The organism is Mesorhizobium sp. KACC 23794, from assembly GCF_052180275.1.
GTDB lineage: Bacteria > Pseudomonadota > Alphaproteobacteria > Rhizobiales > Rhizobiaceae > Kumtagia.
This window is the reverse complement of record NZ_CP197465.1, coordinates 6,230,119-6,250,613: the sequence shown is the minus strand read 5'-3', so window position 1 is coordinate 6,250,613 and position 20,495 is coordinate 6,230,119. Positions and strand designations below refer to the sequence as shown.

General features: G+C 63.5%; 22 protein-coding genes. 7 read left to right on the top strand and 15 right to left on the bottom strand.

From position 1 onward, the window contains the following. Positions 1-25: 25 nt before the first annotated feature. Together ACSBOB_RS30240 and ACSBOB_RS30235 are read right to left on the bottom strand one after the other, a co-directional pair. Positions 26-1,150 carry a sugar ABC transporter substrate-binding protein gene (locus ACSBOB_RS30240; protein WP_442579719.1) on the bottom strand — a complete coding sequence of 375 codons (1,125 nt, stop codon included), beginning with the start codon at positions 1,148-1,150 and terminating at the stop codon, positions 26-28. A gap of 225 nt (positions 1,151-1,375) precedes the next feature. Continuing rightward, positions 1,376-2,407, bottom strand: coding sequence for a LacI family DNA-binding transcriptional regulator (locus ACSBOB_RS30235; RefSeq protein WP_442579718.1), 1,032 nt, complete (start codon positions 2,405-2,407; stop codon positions 1,376-1,378). A 400-nt stretch (positions 2,408-2,807) separates the two neighbouring features. Between ACSBOB_RS30235 and rpsO the strand changes: the two genes are divergently transcribed. Both rpsO and pnp read left to right on the top strand, forming a co-directional pair. Continuing rightward, entirely contained in the window at positions 2,808-3,077 is a 270-nt protein-coding gene (gene rpsO / locus ACSBOB_RS30230) for a 30S ribosomal protein S15 (RefSeq protein WP_442579717.1), read from the top strand. Positions 3,078-3,405: 328 nt separating this feature from the next. Beyond that, a complete protein-coding gene (gene pnp, locus ACSBOB_RS30225; RefSeq protein WP_442579716.1) occupies positions 3,406-5,547 on the top strand; it encodes a polyribonucleotide nucleotidyltransferase in 2,142 nt (713 codons plus the stop codon). A 202-nt stretch (positions 5,548-5,749) separates the two neighbouring features. Here pnp and ACSBOB_RS30220 read toward each other — a convergent pair whose 3' ends face one another. Continuing rightward, complete coding sequence (locus ACSBOB_RS30220) at positions 5,750-6,049, bottom strand: hypothetical protein (protein ID WP_442579715.1); 300 nt, start codon at positions 6,047-6,049, stop codon at positions 5,750-5,752. Between the two features lie 75 nt (positions 6,050-6,124). Between ACSBOB_RS30220 and ACSBOB_RS30215 the strand changes: the two genes are divergently transcribed. Then, positions 6,125-6,658, top strand: a complete 534-nt coding sequence (locus ACSBOB_RS30215; RefSeq protein ID WP_442579714.1) for a class I SAM-dependent methyltransferase — start codon at positions 6,125-6,127, stop codon at positions 6,656-6,658. Between the two features lie 7 nt (positions 6,659-6,665). Here the strand turns inward: ACSBOB_RS30215 and ACSBOB_RS30210 are convergent, their stop codons facing one another. The 4 genes from ACSBOB_RS30210 to fabA all read right to left on the bottom strand — a co-directional run bounded on the left by ACSBOB_RS30210 (position 6,666) and on the right by fabA (position 11,015). Next, entirely contained in the window at positions 6,666-8,210 is a 1,545-nt protein-coding gene (locus tag ACSBOB_RS30210) for a putative bifunctional diguanylate cyclase/phosphodiesterase (protein ID WP_442579713.1), read from the bottom strand. 118 nt (positions 8,211-8,328) lie between these two features. Next, the gene (gene fabI / locus ACSBOB_RS30205; RefSeq protein WP_442579712.1) at positions 8,329-9,141 is read right to left on the bottom strand and encodes an enoyl-ACP reductase FabI; all 813 of its coding nucleotides are present in this window, start codon (positions 9,139-9,141) and stop codon (positions 8,329-8,331) included. Positions 9,142-9,242: 101 nt separating this feature from the next. Beyond that, entirely contained in the window at positions 9,243-10,460 is a 1,218-nt protein-coding gene (fabB, locus tag ACSBOB_RS30200) for a beta-ketoacyl-ACP synthase I (RefSeq protein ID WP_442579711.1), read from the bottom strand. 36 nt (positions 10,461-10,496) lie between these two features. Continuing rightward, the gene (gene fabA / locus ACSBOB_RS30195; protein ID WP_442579710.1) at positions 10,497-11,015 is read right to left on the bottom strand and encodes a 3-hydroxyacyl-[acyl-carrier-protein] dehydratase FabA; all 519 of its coding nucleotides are present in this window, start codon (positions 11,013-11,015) and stop codon (positions 10,497-10,499) included. 240 nt (positions 11,016-11,255) lie between these two features. Between fabA and irrA the strand changes: the two genes are divergently transcribed. Together irrA and ACSBOB_RS30185 are read left to right on the top strand one after the other, a co-directional pair. Beyond that, positions 11,256-11,681 (top strand): iron response transcriptional regulator IrrA, encoded by a 426-nt coding sequence (irrA, locus tag ACSBOB_RS30190; RefSeq protein WP_442579709.1) that lies wholly within the window; start codon positions 11,256-11,258, stop codon positions 11,679-11,681. A 59-nt stretch (positions 11,682-11,740) separates the two neighbouring features. Further along, positions 11,741-12,061 carry a DUF4260 domain-containing protein gene (locus ACSBOB_RS30185; protein WP_442579708.1) on the top strand — a complete coding sequence of 107 codons (321 nt, stop codon included), beginning with the start codon at positions 11,741-11,743 and terminating at the stop codon, positions 12,059-12,061. Between the two features lie 9 nt (positions 12,062-12,070). Here ACSBOB_RS30185 and ACSBOB_RS30180 read toward each other — a convergent pair whose 3' ends face one another. After that, positions 12,071-12,631, bottom strand: coding sequence for an SH3 domain-containing protein (locus tag ACSBOB_RS30180; protein WP_442579707.1), 561 nt, complete (start codon positions 12,629-12,631; stop codon positions 12,071-12,073). Positions 12,632-12,793: 162 nt separating this feature from the next. On the opposite strand from ACSBOB_RS30180, the gene ACSBOB_RS30175 reads away from it, so the two are divergent. Next, positions 12,794-13,795 carry a 2-hydroxyacid dehydrogenase gene (locus ACSBOB_RS30175; RefSeq protein WP_442579706.1) on the top strand — a complete coding sequence of 334 codons (1,002 nt, stop codon included), beginning with the start codon at positions 12,794-12,796 and terminating at the stop codon, positions 13,793-13,795. Positions 13,796-13,880: 85 nt separating this feature from the next. Next, on the top strand, positions 13,881-14,870 hold the full coding sequence (locus ACSBOB_RS30170; RefSeq protein ID WP_442579705.1) for an MBL fold metallo-hydrolase: 990 nt from the start codon (positions 13,881-13,883) through the stop codon (positions 14,868-14,870). A gap of 51 nt (positions 14,871-14,921) precedes the next feature. Here the strand turns inward: ACSBOB_RS30170 and ACSBOB_RS30165 are convergent, their stop codons facing one another. From ACSBOB_RS30165 to ACSBOB_RS30135, 7 genes are read right to left on the bottom strand one after another with little or no spacing between them, the layout of a single operon-like run. After that, a complete protein-coding gene (locus ACSBOB_RS30165) occupies positions 14,922-15,350 on the bottom strand; it encodes an aconitase X swivel domain-containing protein (RefSeq protein WP_442579704.1) in 429 nt (142 codons plus the stop codon). Further along, positions 15,347-16,603 carry an aconitase X gene (locus ACSBOB_RS30160; RefSeq protein WP_442579703.1) on the bottom strand — a complete coding sequence of 419 codons (1,257 nt, stop codon included), beginning with the start codon at positions 16,601-16,603 and terminating at the stop codon, positions 15,347-15,349. Before ACSBOB_RS30160 ends, ACSBOB_RS30165 begins: the two co-directional genes overlap by 4 nt. Then, positions 16,600-17,082: a GNAT family N-acetyltransferase gene (locus ACSBOB_RS30155; RefSeq protein ID WP_442579702.1), complete on the bottom strand. Its 483-nt coding sequence runs from the start codon at positions 17,080-17,082 to the stop codon at positions 16,600-16,602. Before ACSBOB_RS30155 ends, ACSBOB_RS30160 begins: the two co-directional genes overlap by 4 nt. Further along, positions 17,079-17,837: a molybdopterin-synthase adenylyltransferase MoeB gene (locus ACSBOB_RS30150; protein ID WP_442579701.1), complete on the bottom strand. Its 759-nt coding sequence runs from the start codon at positions 17,835-17,837 to the stop codon at positions 17,079-17,081. Before ACSBOB_RS30150 ends, ACSBOB_RS30155 begins: the two co-directional genes overlap by 4 nt. Positions 17,838-17,880: 43 nt before the next feature. Beyond that, positions 17,881-18,945 (bottom strand): hemolysin family protein, encoded by a 1,065-nt coding sequence (locus ACSBOB_RS30145; protein WP_442579700.1) that lies wholly within the window; start codon positions 18,943-18,945, stop codon positions 17,881-17,883. A gap of 27 nt (positions 18,946-18,972) precedes the next feature. Continuing rightward, positions 18,973-19,479 carry an rRNA maturation RNase YbeY gene (ybeY, locus tag ACSBOB_RS30140; RefSeq protein WP_442579699.1) on the bottom strand — a complete coding sequence of 169 codons (507 nt, stop codon included), beginning with the start codon at positions 19,477-19,479 and terminating at the stop codon, positions 18,973-18,975. 18 nt (positions 19,480-19,497) lie between these two features. Further along, complete coding sequence (locus tag ACSBOB_RS30135) at positions 19,498-20,493, bottom strand: PhoH family protein (RefSeq protein WP_442583876.1); 996 nt, start codon at positions 20,491-20,493, stop codon at positions 19,498-19,500. Positions 20,494-20,495 lie beyond the last annotated feature (2 nt).

The following is a 20,495-nucleotide window of genomic DNA, read 5'->3' as shown; positions in this document are numbered from 1 at the left end:
CCCGCGGCGTGACAGCTTCGAAAGCTTACTGGTTTTCCTTCGACTGGCCCATGATCTCCTGCGCGGTGAAGTTGATGCCGCAGGTCGGGAAGGAGTTGCCGACGAAGAAGTTATCGGACTGGTCGGGGAAGAAATCCTGGCCTTCCTTGAAGTCAGGATCGGACACGATGGCCAGCGGCAGCTTGACCGACTGGGGAACGACTTCGCCTTCAAGCGCCGCGATTGCAGTCTTGATTGCGACCGCAACCTGGGCCGGACCGGTGCCTGCGGACGTACATTTCAGGCCGTCGACAGCATGCGCCGCGCAGAATTTGCGGAAACCGTTTTCGGTCTCGCCGCCAAACGGCACGAAGGCATGCTTTGCGTCGATCATCGCCTGCACGACGCCGGTGTCGCCACCCTGCGCGGTGATGCCGTCGAACTTCTTATGAACGGCGATGGCATCGGCGGTCGCCTTCTGCGCGGTCGGATCGTCCCACTTGCCGAGCACTTCGACGACGTCCCACTTTTTGCCCGAGGCATCGAGCGCCTCGTGGATGCCGTTGTGACGGTCGGTGTCGACCGACGTGCCGGCGACGCCACGGACTTCGAGAACCTTGCCGCCGTCCGGAATGTGCTTGACGAGCCAGTCGCCCCAGAGCGTGCCAAGGCCCTTCTGGTCGACGTTCACGTTGATCGCGTCCTCGGTGTCCAGAATATTGTCGAAGGCGACGAGGATGACGCCGGCGTCCTTGGCGCGCTTGATGACGGGCGCGAAGGCCGTCGGGTTCTGCGCGTTGACGACGATGGCGTCATAACCCGAATCGATGAAGTTGTTGATCGCCGAGATCTGTGCCGGCACGTCCTCGCCGGTCGACACAACCTTGAATTCCTTCAGCTTTGCCGCGACGTCCGGCTGGGCTGCATAGGCCTTGGCGGTCTGGATCATCTGGATGCGCCAGGTGTTGGCGATGTAACCATTGGCGAGTGCGATGCGGTAGGGGCCATCCTTCTTCGGGAATTTGAAGAACTTGGTATCGGCAGACCAAGGTGCGAAGCAGCCGGCATCGGCGGCGGGGCCGCTGACGATTTCCGGCTCGGCGAAGGCGACGGTCGAGGCAAGCATAAGCGCGGTGGCAGCGACGATGCCGCCGACGAGTGACTTGATCATAGAATTCCTCCCAGAATTGATGAACGGCCACGACGGGAGACGTCCGCGTTCCATGCGCCTTGCCGGGGACGGATGCCTTGAGGCATTCTCATCGCCTGCCTTGCTTTGGGTCGCCGACGAGTCCTTGGTCGGATGCCGGCCGATGGTTCCTCCCGAAAGCCAGCATCAATGAAGATGTTAGCGCTACCACATTCGCCTGTAAAGTCACATTTTAGATGTAACGACTTATCCTGGGCCGGCTGTGCTTTCGCGGATCTTCAATTCAAAGCCGAGGTCGAGCAAACCCGGCTGCACGTTGTTTCCGCTGAGTCTTTCCAGGGCAAGCCGCACCGCGCGCCGGCCGATCTCGTAGCGATGGGTGCGCACGGTGGTGATCGACGGGAAGGCGACATGCATCATTTCGAGGTCGTTGAAGCCGCAAATGCCGATCCGGCGCGGCACATCGATTGCGGCGCGGTTGCATTCGAACAGCACGCCGAGCGCCAGGTCGTCATTGTTGCAGAAAATGGCGTCGAGCGCCGGCATCCGGGCGAGCGCGTCGCGCAGCAACTCGCAGCCGAGCGAAACGCTGGAGGGCGCCGGCGTGGTGGTTATCAGGCGGGGATCGTAGAACCCTGCCGCCTCGACGGCGGCGCGATAGCCGGCAAGGCGGCGTTGCGAACGCGGATCCATGCGTGCGCCGATGAAGCCGATGCGGCGATAGCCCCGGTCGATCATGTGCTGGGTCGCAGTTCGTCCGCCGTCGAAATGCGAGAAGCCGATCATCATGTCGATCGGCTCGTCGCCGATATCCATGATCTGGACGACCGGACACCCCGCCGTTTCCAGCAGCTTGCGGGCGCCCGGCGTCTGGTCCCGTCCCGAAACGATGAGCGCCGCCGGACGCTGGCCGAGGAAGACCTGCAGCAGGCGCTCTTCCTCCAGGCCCGAATAATGCGTGTTGCCCATCTGGATCTGGAAACTGCGGTCGCCCAGTCCGTCATAGATGCCGCGCACCACGTCGGCGAAGACGTTGTTGGTGAGCGACGGCACCAGCACGCCGATCACGTCGGCGCGGGCCGAGGCCAGCGCCCGCGCGTTGGGATCCGGCACGTAGCCCAGCGTCTCGACGGCGGCGTCGATCTGGCGCCGCAACTCTTCCGACACGCGCCCCGGCTCGCGCAACGCCCGCGACACGCTGATGGCGCTGACGCCGGCGAGCTTGGCGACATCGGCGATGGTCGGGCGTCCGCCACCGCGGCGGGACCGGCTCCTCATGGGAAAATCTTTCTCATTCCTCAATCGGCGCAAGGCGAAACAGCGCTCGGGTAGCGCTAACATATTCCGTTTTTGCCTGAAAGGCGTGCATTCTCCGCCGGGTCGGAAGGAGCATCGAGGCGACCGGGCGGCGTGCTGCGTAGCCGCCCGACTTCGCCCCTTCATATTCCGGCGCCGGCGAACCAAAGGCGGCTCCATGGGCCGCCGCCGTCTCTATCGGCCAGCCATGCAAATTCGCCTAAAGGCTCCCAAAACCGCGCAATGCAAGGGGTATGGCTTTTGCAAAGGAATTGCCCTATATGCGCCGCATCGCACGAAAACGAGCGACGATAACGGCCCCTGCTGGACGACATCCCGGCTGTGGGCATCCTGTTTCCTCAAATGATAAAGGAAAAACGCGATGTCGATCACTGCTGATCGCAAGAAAGAACTCATGACGGAATACGCGACCAAGTCGGGCGACACAGGGTCTCCCGAAGTGCAGGTCGCCATTCTCTCGGAGCGGATCAAGAACCTGACCGAGCACTTCAAGGGCCATGTGAAGGACAACCATTCCCGCCGCGGCCTGCTCGCTCTGGTGTCGCAGCGCCGCCGCCTGCTCGACTATCTGAAGGGCAAGGACGAAGGCCGCTACGCGACCCTGATCGAAAAGCTCGGCTTGCGCCGTTGACGAACTGACCGGCGGGCTTTCCCAGCGAAAGCCCGCCGGTCGCGCATTCGGGACACGATCGTTCGTGCCCCGCCGGACCGTGAAGCAGCCGCCGCAAGGGCTGGAGGCGTCGAGGTCCACCACCGGCTCGATCCCGAGGGCAGGATCGAAACCGCTCATGGACAGGTCATGGGGCAGGATTGCAGGACGCCCGGAGACGCCGCCACGCCCGCGTCGATGATCCGGACCTCCCGTTGTCTTGCCCGTGGCTCGTCCGACCCGCAGCCAATAGGGATGCGCCGACGGCAATGAGGCCGGTCCGGCGCTGCCCGCACAGCAAGGACAAGACATGTTCAACCATCACAGAATAGAAATCGAATGGGCTGGCCGCCCGCTGATCCTCGAGACCGGCAAGATCGCCCGCCAGGCCGACGGCGCCGTGCTCGCCACCTACGGCGAGACCGTGGTTCTCGCCACCGTCGTGTCGATGAAGGAGCCGAAGCCCGGCCTCGACTTCTTCCCGCTCACCGTCAACTACCAGGAAAAGACCTACGCCGCCGGTAAGATCCCGGGCGGCTATTTCAAGCGCGAGGGCCGTCCGAGCGAGAAGGAGACGCTGGTCTCCCGCCTGATCGACCGCCCGATCCGCCCGCTCTTCGCCGACGGCTACAAGAACGACACCCAGATCGTCGTCACCGTCATGCAGCATGACCTGGAAAACGATCCGGACGTTCTGGCGATCGTCGCCACCTCGGCCGCGCTGACGCTGTCGGGCGTGCCGTTCATGGGCCCCGTCGGCGGCGCCCGCGTCGGCTACGTCAATGGCGAATACGTTCTCAACCCGCATATCGACGTGATGCCGGAATCCAAGCTCGACCTCGTCGTCGCCGGTACCGGCGATGCCGTGCTGATGGTCGAGTCCGAGGCGCAGGAACTGTCCGAAGACGTCCTGCTCGGCGCCGTCATGTTCGGCCACAAGGGCTTCCAGCCGGTGCTCGACGCGATCATCCAACTCGCCGAACTGGCCGCCAAGGACCCGCGCGACCACAAGGTCAAGGATCTCAGCGAACTCGAAGCGACGATGCTCGGCCTGGTCGAGGACGAGTTGCGCGCCGCCTACAAGATCATCGACAAGCAGGCCCGCTACGCCGCGGTCGACGCCGCGAAGGCGAAGGTCAAGGCAACGCTTCTGCCGGAAGGCGCCGATGACACCGTCTGGTCCAAGGAAGAGGTCGGCGGGGTGTTCAAGGACCTGCAGGCCAAGATCGTCCGCTGGAACATCCTGGACACCGGCTCACGCATCGACGGTCGCGACCTGAAGACGGTCCGCAAGATCGTCTCGGAAGTCGGCATCCTGCCGCGCACCCACGGCTCGGCGCTGTTCACCCGCGGCGAGACGCAGGCGATCGTCGTCGCCACGCTCGGCACCGGCGAGGACGAGCAGTATGTCGATTCGCTGACCGGCATGTACAAGGAGACCTTCCTCCTTCACTACAACTTCCCGCCCTACTCCGTAGGCGAGACCGGCCGCATGGGTTCGCCGGGGCGCCGCGAGATCGGCCACGGCAAGCTCGCCTGGCGCGCCGTGCATCCGATGCTGCCGTCCGCGGAGCAGTTCCCCTACACGCTGCGTGTCGTCTCCGAGATCACCGAGTCCAACGGCTCGTCGTCGATGGCGACGGTCTGCGGCACCTCACTGGCCCTGATGGACGCCGGCGTTCCGCTGACCCGTCCGGTCGCCGGCATCGCCATGGGCCTGATCAAGGAAGGCGAGCGTTTCGCGGTGCTCTCCGACATCCTCGGCGACGAGGACCACCTCGGCGACATGGACTTCAAGGTGGCGGGCACGGCCAATGGCATTACCTCGCTGCAGATGGACATCAAGATCGACGGCATCACCGAGGAGATCATGAAGGTGGCGCTCGGCCAGGCCAAGGACGGCCGTCTGCACATCCTCGGCGAGATGGCCCATGCGCTGTCCGAAGGCCGCAAGGAACTCGGCGAGTTCGCGCCGCGCATCGAGGTCATGCACATCCCGACCGACAAGATCCGCGAAGTGATCGGCTCGGGCGGCAAGGTGATCCGCGAGATCGTCGAGAAGACCGGCGCCAAGATCAACATCGAGGACGACGGCACGGTCAAGATCGCCTCTTCCAACGCCAAGGAGATCGAGGCGGCGAAGAAGTGGATCCACACCATCGTGGCTGAGCCGGAAATCGGCGAGATCTACGAGGGTACCGTGGTGAAGACCGCCGATTTCGGCGCCTTCGTCAATTTCTTCGGGCCCCGCGACGGTCTCGTCCACATCTCGCAGCTCGCCAGCGACCGCGTCCAGAAGACGACGGACGTCGTCAAGGAAGGCGACAAGGTCTGGGTCAAGCTGATGGGCTTCGACGAGCGCGGCAAGGTGCGGCTTTCCATGAAGGTCGTCGACCAGAAGACCGGCAAGGAACTCGCGCGCGAGAAGAAGACCGAGGAAGACGCCGCGTAAGCAGCTTCACCAAGGAATCTGAAACGGGCGCGCCGCTGCGGCGCGCCCGTTTTCTTTTGTTCCTCCGTCAATCAGCCGGGTATGATCCGATATGTCGACCGAACCGATGAAGACGCTGTTTTATCCTTTTGAGGCTGGCGTTCTCGTCCCACCCGGAAATGGAACCCGTGTCGTATTCTTCGGCGCCGAACCCGGCTTTCGATTACCGGACGGGTTCGAGGCTTCCCTGCATCTCATCCAGGGCTTTCGCCCGTATTTCCGCGCGCTTGAACGAACCGGTTTTGCAATAACGCCGCAAGCCGAAGGCGAAAACTTCGATGCGGCGCTCGTGCTGACGGGCCGGCATCGTGGCGAGAACGAATTGCGCATCGCCGAGGCGCTCGTCCGAACCAGGTCGGATGGACAGATCGTGGTTGCGGGCAGCAAGGACGATGGTATCGCGTCCTTGCGTAAACGCATGGCCGACATCGTGGATATCGAGGGGCATCTCCCCAAGTACCATGGGACCGCCTTCTGGTTCCGGCGCCCGCAGGATGCAGCCCGGATCGCAGGGGAATTGCGGGCCGGTGCGCAGACAGTGAGCATCGAAGGCCGCTTCCGCGCCGCCCCGGGCATGTTCTCGCACGACCGCATCGATGCTGGTTCAAAACTGCTCGCCGAAAGCCTGCCCGACAATCTTGCGGGCCGCGTCGCCGATTTCTGCGCCGGCTGGGGTTATCTCGCCCATGAGGTCGCGGGACGCTTCCCGAAAGTGAAGGCGCTCGATCTTTACGAAGCCGATTTCGCCTCGCTCGAAGCCGCGAAGGCCAATCTCGCCGAAATCGGATCACCGCCGGTGCGTTTCTTCTGGCACGATCTGGCCGGCGAACCGGTGGCGGAGCGCTACGACGCGATCGTCATGAACCCGCCGTTTCATCTTGGGCGCAGGGCGGAGCCGGAGCTTGGGCAGGCGATCATCCGCACCGCCATCTCTTCGCTGAAGTCCGGAGGGCGGCTGTTTTTGGTGGCGAACCGCCAGCTGCCTTATGAAAAGACCATGGCCGACGCCGTTTCCGAAGTGCGGGAGATCACCGGCAACGGCACTTTCAAGGTTTTGGCAGCAAGACGCTGAGAATACTTCAGGCGACCTGACGCGCGCTGGCCAGTCCGCCCTGAACGACCGACAGAGCCGGCCTCGTCCCCAACGGAGCCGGCCGGCCGAACAGAAAACCCTGCACTTCCTGGCAGCCCGCAGCGCGCAGCATCGTCGCCTGTTTTTCGGTTTCGACACCCTCGGCGATGGTCTTCACGCCAAGTGCGTGAGACAGGCTGACGATGGTCGAAACCACGGCGTTCGAGCTGGAATCGGTTTCGATGCGGCTGATGAACGAACGGTCGATCTTCAGCTTGTGGAACGGGAAATCGATCAGATAGCTGAGGTTCGAATAACCCGTGCCGAAATCGTCGACAGCCACCGAAATTCCCATGTCGCCGAGTTTCCTGAGCAGGACCGCTGCGTAGACGCGATCCTGCATCATCGCCGATTCCGTCACTTCGAGTTCAAGGCGCCTGGGATCGATGCCGGACGTCCGCACCGCGTCGGCGACCACATCGAGGAAGTCGCGAGCCATGAACTGCACTGGCGAGATGTTGACGGCGATGACGCAGTCGTTCGGCAGATGTCTGGCATCCTCGCAGGCCTGCCGCAGCACCCATTCGCCGATCGGCACGATCATGCCGGTTTCCTCGGCGATCGGAATGAACTCGACCGGCGGGATCATGCCGCGTTCTGCGTGCTTCCAGCGGATTAACGCCTCGTAGCCGACGATGCGGCCGTTGGCGAGGTCGAGCTGTGGCTGATAGTCGAGATGGAAATCGCCATGCTGGAAGGCTGTGTGCAGTTCCGACTCGACCCACTGGCGATATTCTGCAACTCGGCCCATCTCCGGCTGAAAGACTGCCCATTCGCCGATGCCGCTGGCGCGCGCATTCTGCAGCGCAAGACTGGAACGCCGCAGGATGAGCACCGGATCGACTCCGTCCTTCGGCATGGCGACGATCCCGACCGACAGGTTGACCGTCTGAAGATGGGTCTTCAACTGATAGGGTTCGGTCATGCGCTCGATGAGCGTGTCGATAAGTGCGTCCAGGCGGTCTTTCGCGACGCGGTCCGGCACGAGCACGGCGAATTCGCCGGCGCCGATCCGGCCGATGGTCACGCCGCGCGGCAGATTTTCCTTCAGCCGGGCGGTGAAGGCGCGGATCAGGTCGTCGCCTTGGCTGTAGCCGATCGAATCGTTGATGTGCTTGAAGCGGTCGATATCGATGTCGACCAGGAAGATCGGTTCCCCGGTCCGCACGGCCGCCGATGCCGCCTCTGCGATCTTGCCGACCATCGCCGTGCGGGCAAGCAGGCCCGTCAACTTGTCGAAATGGGTCTCGTTGTAGACGTAGCCGGCCGACTCATCGACGCCCGCGAAGAACGACAGGGCGGAGCCCGCAGCGACGAGCGCGCACAATGCAGCGACGATCGCCCCCACCGTGTCGCCGGAGAGGCCTGCCATGTCTTCCCCGAAGCCGTAATTCAGGCCCCAGAGACCGAGGATGAAGCTGCAAAGCCCGGACGCGCCGATCGTGATCAGCCTGAACATGGGGCCGCGTCTTGGATTTACGGCTGACGCCATGCGCAGAAAGTCCTCGGTTGCCGGCAGATCTACCTTGGATGTCCTTAAGACGCCTTTCCGCCTATGGATGGTATTTTAGCGTGTTTGGCAGAATCAAGCGCTGATCGTCAGCTTGCCGTCATTCGCGCCCGGTGTCACCCTGCTTCAACTCGTCGAGCGTCGGCATCGAGACGATATGATAGCCTGAGTCCACATAGTGAATCTCTCCGGTGACGCCTGACGAAAGGTCGGAGAGAAGATAAAGCGCCGATCCGCCCACCTCATCGAGCGTCACCGTGCGCCGCAGCGGCGAGTTCCGTTGCTGGTAGGCGAACATGTAGCGGGCATCCGAGATGCCTGCGCCGGCCAGTGTGCGCACCGGCCCGGCCGAGATCGCGTTGACCCTTATGCCACGCGGGCCAAAATCGTTGGCGAGATAGCGCACGCTCGCCTCAAGCCCGGCCTTGGCCACGCCCATGACGTTGTAGTTGGGCATGATGCGGACCGACCCGGCATAGGTGAGCGTCAGCATCGACCCGCCTTCGGACATCAGGGCAGCGGCGTTACGGGCAACCTCGGTGAAGGAATAGCAGGAGATCACCATGGTGCGGATGAAGTTCTCGCGGCTGGTGTCCGCGTAGAGCCCCTTCAACTCGTTCTTGTCGGAGAAGCCGATTGCATGCACGACGAAATCGAGCTTGCCCCACTCGTTGCCAAGCGTCTCGAACACGCTGGCGACCGATACACTGTCCTCGACGTCGCAAGGCAGGACGAGCGATGCGCCCACCTTTTCCGCCAGCGGCTTCACGCGCCTTCCGAAGGCGTCGCCCTGATAGGTGAAGGCAAGTTCGGCGCCATGTGCGGCAAGGCTGCTGGCGATGCCCCAGGCGATCGAATGATCATTCGCAACCCCCATGACGAGGCCGCGCTTGCCTTGCATAAGTGGGGTCATCGTGAAGGATCCTCGATAAAGCGAATAGCGAATAGCGAATAGGGAGTAGCGAATAGAATCGCAATTTCTTCCCTATTCGCTACTCACTATTCGCTATTCGCTCAACTGTAGCGCTGGAAGACCAGCGTCGCGTTGGTGCCGCCGAAGCCGAAGGAATTCGACAGCACCGTATCGATCTTCGCATTGTCGATGCGCTCGCGAACGATCGGCATGCCTTCGAATTCTGGATCGAGCGTCTCGATATGGGCGCTCTTGCCGATGAAGCCGCCCTGCATCATCAGGATCGAATAGATCGATTCCTGCACGCCTGCGGCGCCGAGCGAATGCCCGGTCAGCGACTTCGTCGAAGTGATGTAGGGCATCTCTGTGCCGAACACCTCGCGGATCGCGCCCATCTCGCGGGAATCGCCGACCGGCGTGGATGTGCCGTGGGTGTTAATGTAGTCGATAGGGCCGCTGACCGTGGCGATCGCCTGCTTCATGCAGCGGACAGCGCCTTCGCCGGACGGTGCGACCATGTCGTAGCCGTCCGAAGTCGCACCATAACCGACGATTTCGGCGTAGATCTTCGCGCCGCGCGCCTTGGCGTGCTCTAGTTCCTCCAGCACAAGCACGCCCGCGCCACCGGCGATGACGAAGCCGTCACGGTTGACGTCATAGGCTCGCGAGGCGGTGGAGGCGCGGTCGTTGAATTTTGACGACATGGCGCCCATGGCGTCGAATAGGTCGGACATGGTCCAGTCGAGATCCTCGTGGCCGCCGGCGAACATCACGTCCTGCTTGCCCCACTGGATCATTTCGGCGGCGTTGCCGATGCAATGCGCCGAGGTCGAGCAGGCCGACGAGATCGAATAATTGACGCCGTGGATCTTGAACCAGGTGGCGAGAGTGGCGGACGCCGTCGACGACATCGCCTTCGGCACGGCGAACGGGCCGATGCGCTTGGGGCTGTTGTTCTTCAGCGTCGTTTCGGCGGCTTCCACGATCGTCTTGGTCGACGGCCCTCCCGAGCCCATGATGATGCCGGTGCGCTCGTTGGTGATGTCGCTCTCTTCCAGTCCGGCATCGACGATCGCCTGCTGCATCGCCACATGGTTCCACGCGCCGCCCTTGTGCAGGAAACGCAAGGCGCGGCGGTCGACCATTTCGGACGGATCGAGCGTCGGCGCGCCCCAGACCTGGCAGCGGAATCCATGTTCGGCGAAGGAATCCGAAAAGCTGATGCCGGATTTCGCGTCATGCAGCGATGCCTGCACTTCATTGGCGTTGTTGCCGATCGAGGAGACGATCCCCAAGCCCGTGACGACGACACGTCTCATGATGCGATCCTCGCTAAACCTAATGCGTCCGGCCGATCAGGCGGCGGCGGACTGCTTGGACAGGCCGACCTTGAGGTCGGTTGCCGCGTATATGGGCTCGCCATCGGCTTTCAACCAGCCGTCGGCGATGCCTAGCACCAGGCGTCCCCGCATGACTCGCTTGAAGTCTACGCCGTATTCCACCTTCTTCACCGAAGGCGTGACCATGCCCTTGAATCTGACCTCGCCGGTCGACAGCGCCATGCCCTTGCCGGGCTCGCCCAGCCAGCCGAGATAGAAGCCGGTCATCTGCCACATGGCGTCGAGGCCCAGGCAACCTGGCATGATCGGATTGCCGATGAAATGGCAGGCGAAGAACCACAGGTCGGGCTTGATGTCGAATTCGGCGCGGATGAAACCCTTGTCGAATGCGCCGCCGGTCTCGCTGATCTCGGTGATGCGGTCGAACATCAGCATCGGCGGGTAGGGCAGTTGAGCGTTGCCCGGGCCGAACAGGTCGCCGCGCGCGCAGGCCAGCAGGTCATCATAGTCGTAGCTGGATTTCGCCGCTGCCATCAGTTTCCGCCCTTACTCATCTCTGGCGCCCGGCTGCACCTTTGTCGTTTACAGAAGCGGCATCACGAACCGTTTCAACCCGGAAATCGACGTTAGCGATTAGCCTGCCGGCTTTGCCCGGTCAATGCACGGCTATTGATCGAACGCGGACAACCGAATATATGCTCTTAAGGGATTTGTGCGCATATCAGCCACTTTCGCGAAATATGCGTGGATTACCGGGGTAGAATTGGCGGGACGATGAAGTCGTCGAACAGCACAATAAGCGTAGATGAACGTGTGCGACGGGCAGGTCTTCGCCCGACGCGACAGCGAGTCGCGCTTGCCGATCTGCTGTTCGCCAAGGGTGATCGCCATCTCTCCGCCGAGCTTCTCCATGAGGAAGCGCTCGCGGTCGGAGTCCCGGTTTCGCTGGCAACAGTCTACAACACACTGCATCAGTTCACCGAGGCCGGGCTGCTCCGCATCCTCGCCGTCGAAGGGTCGAAGACCTATTTCGACACCAATACCTCGGACCATCACCACTTCTTCATTGAAGGCGAGAACACCGTCTTCGACATCATGTCCGGCCCGATCAAGGTCAGCGATCTTCCCGAGCCGCCGGAAGGCATGGAGATCGTCAACGTCGACGTGGTGGTGCGCCTGCGCCGGAAAAGCGACGCCTAGCCTCTAAAATGCAGCTTCCCCGCTGGATGGACGTCACGCTCAGGGTCGAGTGGGTGTGAGTGGCGTTGGCGGCGGCCGTGGTCTTCGCGATCGTGGGCGGGGCATGGCTGCTGTTCGCGGTACTGGTGCTGGTACCCGACCTTTCCATGCTCTTCTATCTGGCGGGGCCACGCATCGGCGCCTTCGCCTACAATCTGGTGCACATTCTGATAGGACCGTTCATCCTTGCCGCCCTCGCCTGGGCAACGGACAGCGTCATCGCCAAGCAGATCACGCTGATCTGGGCATTCCACATCGCCGTGGACCGCGCGCTCGGCTACGGCCTCAAGTTGCCGACATCATTTCAGGACACACATCTCGGCCGAATCGGACGGGGCTGAACCCGACGGTCAATCCTTGATCGTCTCGCCGGGATAGGCGCCCCATACCAGTGTCTGGTTGAGCCAGCCGGTATGGCCGGCAAACGTCATCCGGCACCAGTCGCCATTGCATTCCTTGATGATGCCGACCACGCCGGGCTCGATCACTGCCACCTTGCCCGCGTCATTCCTCGGTTCGGAGAGCAGGTCGATCGTCGCGTCTTTGCCGCGCTGCCACGGCGCGGCGATCGCCGTGCGCTTTCCGGAAAGCAGCGACTGGTTGACCCACCCCTCGGAGCCGTCCGAATCGCGGACGCGCCGCCAATTGTCGTATTCCTGGATAATCTCCATCGGCAGGCCTGATTTCAGATACATCCAGTCGACGGGGTAGTTCACGCCGGGTCCTATACGGGAATTCACCCGCCCGGACTTGAGGCTGACGAATCGCGGCAACGGCAAGCCGCTGGCGCCCTGCGATGCGCTTTGAAGGACGGCTCCCTGCGCCAGCGCCGTGTCGCCTGCGGGCGGCAGCAAAGACAAGGCAAGCAGTGCAGCCACGGCGGCGGCGCGAAACGACACTGGACCAGACACTCTCGTACCTCTGCATGCGGCGCCGGCACGCTTGCCGCGCGGCGCCTTTTTCTTTGTCATCGGCCCGACCGCTTGTTACACAGGCTGCAGCGCCTCGACCGGCATCAAGTTTCGCCCGTCTTGGTTAAAGAGGTCTCAACAGGATCCGGATTCGAGGAAACAATGGCGGGCAAGAAAAGGCCTCTCGTCGTGATCACCCGCAAGCTGCCCGATCAGGTCGAGACGCGCATGCGCGAGCTTTTCGACGCGCGGCTGAACGTCGATGATCGCCCGCTGACGCAAGCGGAACTGGTGGCGGCGATGAAGGAGGCGGACGTGCTTGTGCCGACCGTCACCGACCGCATCGACGCACCGCTGATCGAGCAGGCTGGCAAGAATTTCAAGCTGATCGCCAATTTCGGCAACGGCGTCGACAAGATCGACGTGGAGGCTGCGACCAGAAAAGGGATCACCGTCACCAATACGCCCGGCGTGCTGACCGAGGACACGGCCGACATGACCATGGCGCTGATGCTGGCCGTTCCGCGCCGGCTGACCGAAGGCGCCAACATTCTGGAGCATCCGGCGAAATGGGCCGGCTGGTCGCCCACCTGGATGCTGGGCCGACGCTTCACCGGCAAGCGGCTCGGCATCATCGGCATGGGCCGCATCGGCACCGCGGTGGCGCGCCGCGCAAAGGCATTCGGCCTTTCGATCCACTACCACAACCGCCACCGCGCACTGCAAAGCATCGAGGACGAACTGGAGGCGACCTATTGGGAAAGCCTCGACCAGATGCTGGCGCGCATGGACATCATCTCGATCAACTGCCCGTCGACGCCAGCGACCTTCCACTTGCTGTCGGCGCGCCGCCTCGCATTGATGCAGCCGACCAGCTATCTGGTGAACACCGCGCGCGGCGACCTGATCGACGAGGAGGCGCTGATCAAGCTCTTGCACGACGGCAAGATCGCCGGCGCAGGGCTCGACGTCTTCGAGCACGAGCCCGCCGTCAATCCCAAGCTCGTCAAGCTCGCGGCCAAGGGAAAGGTCGTCATCCTGCCGCATATGGGCTCGGCCACCATCGAGGGCCGCATCGACATGGGCGAGAAGGTGATCATCAACATCCGGGCCTTCATCGACGGCCATCGCCCGCCGGACCGCGTGCTGCCGAACCGGACCTGACGTCGGAGTCATTTGCCGCCGCCCTACACCATCGCGTCATGAACGCGCGCTATGTGCGCGGCATCACAACCGGGAAGAGGTCTCGATGAAACGGACGGCATTGCCCGCCCTCGCGGCATTTCTGGCGCTCTCTGCAGTGGCGCAGGCCGACGAAGGCTTCGACGTCGTGACGCTCGGAGCGCGCGGCGGGATCGAGGACGGCAATCTCAGCGCCTACCTGATCGCGCCGCATGGCGATCCGCGCGCCGTGACTTGCGATGCTGGCGCACTGGTCGCCGGGCTGCGTGTCGCGGACGCCAAGGGCGCCTTGGACGGTCTGACCGTGCCGGACGATTCGCCGTATACGAAGGTCGGCTACGCGCTGGTCGAGCAGATCAAGGGTTATCTCATCAGTCATGCCCATCTCGACCACATCGCCGGCCTGATCGCGGCGTCGCCCGACGACGGCAAGAAGCCGATCTACGCGCTGCCCTCGGTCAACGCAGACATCGAGCAAACCTATTTCAACTGGGAAGCCTGGCCCAATTTCGGCAACCGGGGCAAGCAACCGCAGCTCAAGAAATACGAATATCGCGACCTGCCGGCCGCCGGTAAGGTCGAGATTACAGGGACAGGCATGAGCGTCACCGCCTTTCCCCTCAGCCATGGCGGTGTGGAATCGACGGCCTTCCTGATCGAGAGCGGCAATGACGCGCTGCTCTGCTTCGGCGACACCGGGCCGGACGAGGTCGAGAAGTCGTCGAAGATCGCCGATGTCTGGGCCGCCGTCTCCGACAAGGTTCGGCAGAAACAGCTCAGGGCCATCATCATCGAAGTGTCCTATACCAATGCCCAACCGGACAAGTTTCTGTTCGGCCATCTGACGCCGGCATGGTTGCTGAAGTCATTGCGCGGGCTGGAGGACAAGGCTGGAGAAGGCAGCCTCAAGGACCTGCCCGTGGTGATCAGCCACATCAAATATTCGCTGAAGAAGGGACCGCTGCCGCAGGAGGATATCCTGAGGGAACTCCAGGCGGAGAACGATCTCGGCGTCAACTTCATCATTCCCGAGCAAGGGATGAAGTGGCGGTTCTGAGGAAGGCGCGAGAGATTGGCGAGGGGTCTGCGGCCCTTCAGGTCACGACGATCAGGCTGCAATCACGCCGTCTTCGCCGACACAGACTATCAAGCCGCGAAACGCCTCGAACCGCTTGCGCTCCAGCTTGACCGCCATTGGCGTTTCCCAACCCATTTCACGCGCCACGATGAGCCCGAGCAGCAGGATCGCGTCGGGTTCGTGCAGCACGATCGCCGCCGGCTCGTAGCCGGCATGCACCAGTTCAAGCAGCACGGCGGACGCCGAGGACGAACCGATCGTGCCCGGCAGGAACAGCACCTTCCCGGCGATCGACAGGCCATGCTGGGGATGGCGGACATCGGCGATGCGGCCGCTTGCCGGGTCAACGCCGCCCCAGAAACTGATCGGCGCCGTCAGAAGCAGCGCCTCGCCCTGGCCGGCGGACCCGGCAACCAGCACCTGACCACGAGCGAAAATCTTCTCGCGCGGCGGCGTCATGATCGGAACCCGAACACCGGCCGGCCAGCAACGGCGCTTTCGACGCAATCGGCCATCGAGCCGTAGAGCACGGCATAACCGGTATTGCCCGGCGCATATTGCGCGAATTTTCCGGAATTGGTCATCAGCACGCCGTCCTTCCTGTCTGGCAGGATCGGCGTGACAACGATGCAGGTGTCGGCGACGATAACGACGCCTGCCTTTTCCAGCGCCTTGCGGCGGCCATCCTTTTCCAGCGCGGCGAGCACGTGGCGACCCGTGCAGGCATAGAGCGGCACGGCGAGTTTTCGCCCGGCGATCAGCGCTTCAAGCCGCTCGACTTCGGCCGCCGAAAGATGCGGGCTACCGATCGCAACCGCGTCAACGCGATCCGCACCGGCCGCCGTCGAGAGTCGCGCCTGCGCCGCCCGCACCATCTGTTCGGTCACAACGATGGTCGTTTCTGCAGGCATATTTCCCAGTGCTTTGGCAAGGTCAGGCGCCTCGGGCGTCACGCCGGCGATGTGGAAAAGTCCGACAGCGCCGGTCGAAGCCGCCGCCGCGCCAAACGCCTTCAGCGCGTCCTCGCCGGGATGACCTTCGACGCCGGCCACGATACCGATCGTGTTGCCGACTTCGCGGCCATAAAGGCTGCCCAGCACCGGCCATGCGATTTCCGACTTCATGAATGCCGGCGAAAGCCCGCCGACATCGAATACCAGCCGTGCCTTCCGATTCTGCACCCAGTGTAGCCCGCAATCCGGCGCTCGGCCTGCAATCGCACAGGCGATGTCCAGAAAATCGCCATACCGATTGGTGCGCGCGCCGAGCACCGAATTGCAGAAGACCACGGCGTTTGATTCGCCCCATGCCACATTCGCGCCGAAGGCCGGCCGATGTCCGGCCTGATAGGGCGCGCAGGTCCAGCTCGGTTCGCAGCCCAGCCTGCGATAGGCGTTCATCATGCGCCGCGCCATGCCGCGCGCCGGCTCTTCCAGCCGCACGCGCGAACAGCCCATGAGGTCCAGCGCGCCGACATTCAGGGTCGAACGCACCGTGACTTTCGCATCGCCCTCCACCAGTCTTTCCGCGAACAATGTGCCGGAATCGCCGTGATAGAGCGCGCCGTCTATGTGGGCCGAGGCAATCGGGATAAGGCGCGGGGCGCCAAGCAGACGGGCGCTTTCGGCGACGATGCGCATCGCCATCGCGGCACCTTCGCCGTTCCGCCCGACAGCGATTGCCTGTTCTTCGTCGGTCAGGACCAGGCTCATGCCAATGTCTTGCGCATGGTGATCGATGTCGGGCGGTCGTATCCGGGATGGGCGGTGCGCGCGGTCTCGACGAAACCCAACCGCGCGAAGGTTTTGTGGTTGCCGGTCAACTCGACGCGCGTTTGAAGCTCGATCATTGGCCGGCTCTGGGCGCAGGCGAACTGCTCTGCGGCATCCAGCAGGCGGCGGCTTATGCCACGGCCCTGAAAATCGGGTTCTACCGCCAGCTTGCCGAGATAGAGACGGTCGCCGCGATCGTCGAGCGCAACGCAACCGACGAGCAGCTTGCCTTGAAATGCGAGGAAAATTGTCTCGGCCTGCGCCTTCTTGCGTAGCAGCGCCGGTGTCAGCAGATGCGCCGAAGACGGCGGGTCGATAACACCGTCCATATAGGCGAAGGCGCGGCGGATGAGCGCCAGCAGGCCCTGCCAATCCCCGAAATCCGCCGGCAGTTGCGAGACGGTGATGTCGCCGCTCATTGAGAAGCTTTGTAGCGGATCGTGTCGAACTGCGCGGCCAGCCCGTCATAGAGCAGCAACCGGCCGACCAGCGGCTCACCGATGCCCGTGATTAGCTTGATCACCTCCACCGCCTGCAGCGTTCCCATGACGCCAGTCAGCGCGCCGAGCACGCCAGCCTCGGCGCAGGAAGGCACCATGCCCGCGGGCGGCGGCTCGGGAAACAGATCACGGTAGGATGGATTGCGCTGCCCGTCGCCGCCGCTCTCGAATGGCTTCAGCACCGTCAGCGAGCCGTCGAACCGGCCGACAGCGGCATGCACCAGCGGCTTTTCTTCGGCCGCGCAGGCATCGGCCACTGCGTAGCGCGTGTCGAAATTGTCCGAGCCGTCGGCGACGACATCGTAGCGGCGCACCAGTTCGCGGGCGTTGTCCGTTGTGATACGGAAATCGTGGACCTCGACTGCCACATTCGGATTGATGCGGGCGATGGAGCGCGCCGCACTTGCATTCTTGGCCTCGCCCACCGAGCCGGTGTCGTGGATGACCTGGCGTTGCAGGTTGGAGAGCGACACCGTGTCGTCGTCGACCACGCCCAGCGTGCCGACGCCCGCCGCCGCCAGATATTGCAGCACCGGCGCTCCCAGCCCGCCGGCGCCGATCACCAGCACACGGGCGCGCTTCAGTCTCTGCTGCCCGGGTCCGCCGACCTCCGGCAGCACGATGTGGCGCGCGTAGCGTTCGAGTTCGTCGGGCGTGAAGGCTGCTGGGGTCATCGGTGGAAGATAGACCGGCGCTGGCAGGATTAAAACCGATCGACTACTCGGTCGGCTCGGTCTTCGCGGCACGCCGACGGCGCTCGCTTTTCACTTCAACGATGCGCACGCGCTTGACGCGGCGCGGATCGGCATCGAGCACGTGGAACTCGTAGCCGGGCACGGCCTGAACCACCTCGCCGCGCGCCGGCACACGGCCAAGCGCATTGAAGATCAGGCCGCCGATCGTGTCGACATATTCGCCATGCTCGCCCGGCGCGAAATCGCTGCCGATCATCTTGGCGACGTCATCAATCTCGGCCTTGGCGTCGACGACATAGACGCCTTCGCCGGCCTGGGTGATCAGCGGTTCTTCCTCGTCGTGCTCATCCTCGATGTCACCGACGACCATCTCGACGATGTCTTCCAGCGAGGCGAGCCCGTCGGTGCCGCCATATTCGTCGATCACCAGTGCCATCTGGGTGCGCGCCGCCTGCATGCGCGCCATCAGGTCGGAAGCCAGCATCGAGGGGGGCACGAACAGCACCGTGCGGATCAGGTCGAGTTCGCCGATCGAGCGGCCGAGTTCGACATTCGCCAGGTCCAGCGGGCCGGCGGCTGCCACCGGCGGCTTTCGTGTTGTTCGGGTTTTCTTGGCGCGGGCCGAGCGCGTGATATGCGCCAGCACGTCGCGGATGTGGACCATGCCGCGTGGATCGTCGAGCGTCCCGGAATAGACCGGCATGCGCGAATGCCCGGATTGCTCGAATATGTTCAGCAGTGCGCCGAGCGTGGTCGATATCTCGACCGCCTCGATGTCGGCGCGTGGTACCATCACATCCTCGACGCGAACCTCGCGCAGCCGCAGGATGTTGTTGAGCATCGCGCGTTCTGCCGGCGAGAACGCCTCGGCGTCGGCCTCGCTCTCGGCAAGCGCGTCGGTCAGGTCGTCGCGCAGGCTGTTGCCGTTGCGTTGCCTGAACAGCGTCGACAGCCATTCTATGAAGGAGGTGCGTTCCGGCGGCGCCGGCGCGGTGGTACTCGGACTCGGGCTTTCGTCGGCCTGGTCAGAAATCTTCCTGACGCTGCCCGTTTCGGGGCCGGCGGCAGTCTCGGGGGTGTCGTTCATCTCGTTCCGGTCGTTGGACGCTTTCTGTTACGCGTAGGGATCGGGAATGGCAAGCCTCGCCAGCACCCGGCGCTCCAGCTCCTCCATCACCTCGGCTTCCCCGTCCGTCTCATGGTCGTGCCCCATCAGATGCAGCAGGCCATGGACGATGAGATGGGTGATATGGTGCTCGAAGGGTTTTCCTTCCAGCGCGGCTTCGTTCTTCACCGTCTCGAAGGCCAGCACGATGTCGCCGAGCATCGGCGGCAGCGCAGCGCCTATCTTCGCCGGAAAAGCTGGAAAGGACAGCACGTTGGTCGGCTTGTCCTTGCCGCGCCATTCGGCGTTCAGCGCCTGGATATGCGCATCGTCGGTGAACATCAGGCTGAGCTCGACCGGTTGCGCCGCATGGCCGCCGGCTTCCGCGATCGCCGCCTCGGCAGCGTGCGCCGCCAGCATGCCCAGCAGTTCCTCGGATGGCCAGCCTCCCGCCTCGATGGAGACATCGATGGTGATTGCGACTTCCGTCCGATTTTGCTTGGCAGTCTTCGCCATGGGGCTATCGGATACGGCTCAGTTCTCGCCGACGCCGAGACCGCGCGACAGTTTGGCGTCACGGTCGTAGGCGCGCACGATCTCCGCCACCAGCGGATGGCGGACGATGTCGACATCGTTGAAGCGGACGATGACCGACCCCGTGACGCCGTCGAGAATGCGCAGCGCCTCGACGAGCCCGGATTTCGTCTGCGGCGGCAGGTCGATCTGCGTCGGGTCGCCGGTTACGATCATGCGCGAGCCCTCGCCGAGACGGGTCAGGAACATCTTCATCTGCATCGGCGTGGTGTTCTGCGCCTCGTCGAGGATCACCGCCGAATGCGCCAGCGTACGGCCGCGCATGAAGGCCAGCGGCGCGATCTCGATGACGCCCGCGGTCAGCGCCCGCTCGACCTTGTCGGCGGGCATCATGTCGTAGAGGGCGTCGTAGAGCGGCCGAAGATACGGGTCGACCTTTTCCTTCATGTCGCCGGGCAGGAAGCCGAGCCGCTCGCCGGCCTCGACCGCCGGCCGCGACAGGATGATACGCTCGACCATGCCGCGCTCCAGCAGCATCGCGGCATGCGCCACCGCCAGATAGGTCTTGCCCGTGCCCGCCGGCCCGATGCCGAACACCAGTTCCGAGCGCTCCAGGGCGCGCATATAGGCATCCTGGTTGAGCGAACGGGCGTAGATCGTCTTCTTGCGGGTGGCGATCTGCGCGGCAGCCATCTTGCCCTTGCGCTCCAGTGTCGGCAGCGTGAGTTGGTCGTCGCCGGCAATCGCCATGCGGATCGCGCCGTCGACGTCCGACTGGGCGATGTTGGCGCCCTTCTGCAGGATGCCGTAGAGATTATCCAGCGCCCGCTGTGCCTGCTCGGCGGCGGCAGCACTGCCCTTGATGGCAACCTGGTTGCCGCGCGAGCGGATGTCGACGCCGAGCTTTTGTTCCAGCCGAGCCAGGTTCTCGTCGAACTGGCCGTAAAGCGCGCTGGCAAGCTTGTTGTTGTCGAAGGTCAGGACGATGTGCGCCATAT